The 2,937-nt window shown below is 67.3% G+C and carries 5 protein-coding genes; 3 read left to right on the top strand and 2 right to left on the bottom strand.

The features are described 5' to 3' along the window. Positions 1-116 precede the first annotated feature (116 nt). On the bottom strand, positions 117-494 hold the full coding sequence (locus tag ACFWPJ_RS29370) for a hypothetical protein (RefSeq protein ID WP_378856235.1): 378 nt from the start codon (positions 492-494) through the stop codon (positions 117-119). A 42-nt stretch (positions 495-536) separates the two neighbouring features. Between ACFWPJ_RS29370 and ACFWPJ_RS29365 the strand changes: the two genes are divergently transcribed. Beyond that, positions 537-1,142, top strand: coding sequence for a TetR/AcrR family transcriptional regulator (locus tag ACFWPJ_RS29365; protein WP_378856233.1), 606 nt, complete (start codon positions 537-539; stop codon positions 1,140-1,142). Here the strand turns inward: ACFWPJ_RS29365 and ACFWPJ_RS29360 are convergent. Further along, a complete protein-coding gene (locus ACFWPJ_RS29360) occupies positions 1,034-1,603 on the bottom strand; it encodes a PadR family transcriptional regulator (RefSeq protein WP_378856231.1) in 570 nt (189 codons plus the stop codon). The genes ACFWPJ_RS29365 and ACFWPJ_RS29360 overlap by 109 nt on opposite strands. A gap of 119 nt (positions 1,604-1,722) precedes the next feature. Between ACFWPJ_RS29360 and ACFWPJ_RS29355 the strand changes: the two genes are divergently transcribed. Both ACFWPJ_RS29355 and ACFWPJ_RS29350 read left to right on the top strand, forming a co-directional pair. After that, positions 1,723-2,136: a nuclear transport factor 2 family protein gene (locus ACFWPJ_RS29355; protein WP_378856229.1), complete on the top strand. Its 414-nt coding sequence runs from the start codon at positions 1,723-1,725 to the stop codon at positions 2,134-2,136. Positions 2,137-2,177: 41 nt separating this feature from the next. After that, a partial coding sequence (locus tag ACFWPJ_RS29350) for an SGNH/GDSL hydrolase family protein (RefSeq protein WP_378856227.1) occupies positions 2,178-2,937 on the top strand: 760 nt, incomplete at its 3' end.

The raw sequence follows: 2,937 nt of genomic DNA, 5'->3' as shown, positions 1-2,937 counted from the left end.
GCTCGTCAGCGACGGTGACCCCCCCGCGGGCCACACATTCGTGGAGTTCCAGCGCATGAACATCCACCGCCCCCTGCGTAAACTCAACCAGCAGCTCGAATCGACGCCTTGACCGTTCACCAACCCCCGAGCCCGGCCAGAATCGCCACCGGCGCGAGCAGGAGCCACTGCGGAAGGCGCAACAACGGCGCGCGGCCCGGCAGGCGCAACGCGATCACCAGGAAAACGACCGTGTAGGCGGCAAACCGGGCGGCGGTCAGCATCGCGACCAGCTCGGTCCCCGCAGGCTGCCACCACGCCAGCGCGAGCAGCGTCGCCGCGGTGGCGACGAGGTCGACGCTCACCATGTGCCACACCGCGTGCATGGTTCGCTTCGGGACATCGGCCATGGAGCTGGCCAGCAGCGGCCGCACCGGATCGACGTGCCCGGCGACGATGTGGATCGCCGCCACCACCGCCGCGGTCAGGCCCGCGGCCAGCAGATACCCGTTCATCGCACTGACGATACGGGGCTACCCGGGATTGCCATTCGAAGTGTGACGCAGCTCGTACCGCGTTGGCGTGCACAGAAATTCGACCTCGTGACGCGCGAGGCGATCCTCGACGCGACCGTGGCGACCCTGGAGGAATGCGGATACGCGGGCACGTCCGTCCGGGCGGTCGCCCGCAGGGCCGGCGTGAGCCAAGGCGCGCTGCAGCATCATTTCCCCACCAAGACCGCGCTGGTGGAGGCCGCGCTGTTGCAGCTCGCGGTGGGGTTGTCCGAGCAGGCGCGGGAAAGAATGCGCGCGCTACCCGACGCCGGGCAGCAGCGGTGCGCGGAAGCGCTCGACATGCTGTGGGAGATCCACAATCTCCCCATCGCCCACGTCATCACCGAATTGCTCCTCGCCGCGCGCACCGATGCCGACCTACGCGAGCACATCGCCGCCCGGTTGCCAACACGACGAGCGCAACAACCCCACAACAGGATTCGGGTCGCGGCGTTGCACGGCACGTGTGCACCCACACGCCGCGGGCGCCGACCCTCACGTCACTGTCCCGCTACCGACGCTCGACGCTGCCGGATGGCATTCAGGCTGAACTCCGACCAGCGGATGTTCTCCTGCTCGAAGGAGATTCCGCGCAGCAGCGTCAAGTAGGAGCCGACCCGCTCGGCCTCGCTCAGATAGGCGTGTTCGCTTCGGCCGTCGAGCAGGCGCGCGCGCAGCCGCTCATATCGAGCGAGTTTGGCCTGTGCCCAGCCGAGGCGCTCGATGAGGACAGCCTCGACAGCCGACTCGTCGCTGGACTCCATCCCCTGAACCTTCACCAGCATCTCGTCGCGGATGACAGTGGGCTTGGTGGGATCGGCGACAAAGGCGTGCAACGCGCGTCGGCCGGCATCGGTGATGGAATGCAGCCGCTTGTTCGGTCGCTTCTCCTGCTCGACCACCCGCGCCTCGATGAGGCCATCCGCCGTCATGCGCTCGAGCTCTTTGTACAGCTGTTGCGGGGTCGACATCCAGAAGTTCGCCACCGAGGCATCGAATTCCTTGGCCAGGTCGTAGCCGGAGGCTTCCCCCTCGAGGAGAGCGGCGAGCACCGCGTGTCGTAACGCCATCCGGCCACCATATCAGGATCTTGACTATTCAAATCTAGTACTGACTTGCCCCTGGACACTCGCGAGGGTTCAGCGCTAGCCTCGACCGCAATTAGTCAACTATTTGCCTAGGAGGCACAGTGCATCCCTTCCGAACCGCGGTGGAGGCCCGGGACCCGGACGCTATGGAAGCGTTGCTGGCCGACAATGTGGTGTTCACCAGTCCCGTCGCCTTCGCGCCGTATCCGGGCAAGCCGGTGACGGCGGCGATCCTGCGTGCGGTGTTGCGGGTCTTCGAGAACTTCCGGTACGTGCGTGAGATCGCCGCCGCCGACGGTCGTGACCACGCGCTGGTGTTCGAGGCCACCGTGGACGGGTTGCAGCTGTCGGGCTGCGATTTCCTGCACTTCGACGCCGACGGCAAAATCGATACGTTCACGGTGATGGTGCGACCGCTGTCGGCGGCCCAGGCGCTCGCCGCCCGGATGGCCGAGCAGTACCCGCGGATCCAGCAGGAGGCGCGGGAGGCTGTCGAAGGCAAGACCTCGGCGTGAGCGGCCCGCACAGCACGCCCGTTTTCGCACGGTATGTCGCAGTGGGCGACAGCCAGAGTGAAGGTGTCGGCGACGGCGACGACCGAACCGGTGTGATCGGACTGGCCGACCGGCTCGCAGCGTCGATGACGAGAGCGAACCCGTCGCTGCTCTACGCCAATCTCGCCGTACGCGGCAAGCTCGCAAGTCAGATTCGCCAGGAGCAGCTCGATGCCGCTGTGGCGCTGCGACCCGACGTCGCCACCGTGATCGCCGGCATGAATGATCTGCTGCGACCAGGGTTCGACGCCGATGCGGTGGGACAGCATCTCGAGGCGATGTTCGAAGCTTTGACCGCCCAGGGTGCGACGGTGGCGACGCTGACCTTTCCCGATATCACCCGCATCACGCCCCTGGCCCGCCCCATCGCTGCCCGCACTGTCGCGCTCAACGCGGTGATCCGCGAGGCCGCCGCGCGCCATGGTGTGGTCGTGGCGGAAACCTGTGATCACGCGGTAGTCACCGATCCTCGCCTGTGGTCCTCGGATCGGCTGCATGCCAGCCCGCTGGGGCACCAGCGCATCGCCGATGCTCTGGCCGAGGCACTGCGGCTGCCCGGATCCGACGACAGCTGGACCACCCCACTGTCCCCGCCACTGCCCCAGCGGCATCCAGCAGCACTGGTCGGCACCGAGTTATGTTGGCTGACAACCTTTCTCGGACCATGGCTGCTTCGCCGGATGACCGGACGCTCCTCCGGCGACGGTCGTGGGGGCCACCGCCCCCCCCGGGGCCCGGTTGAGGGGAAGGGCGCCGCGCCCG

Source organism: Nocardia sp. NPDC058497 (assembly GCF_042720195.1).
Lineage (GTDB): Bacteria > Actinomycetota > Actinomycetes > Mycobacteriales > Mycobacteriaceae > Nocardia.
Note: the sequence above shows the minus strand (reverse complement) of the source record. Positions and strands in the feature narration are given on the sequence as shown.

Bases quoted from the DNA above. Each gene is read 5' to 3' on its own strand.
- ACFWPJ_RS29360 (WP_378856231.1), bottom strand. From the start codon at position 1,603: ATGGCGTTACGACACGCGGTGCTCGCCGCTCTCCTCGAGGGGGAAGCC.
- ACFWPJ_RS29370 (WP_378856235.1), bottom strand. From the start codon at position 494: ATGAACGGGTATCTGCTGGCCGCGGGCCTGACCGCGGCGGTGGTGGCG.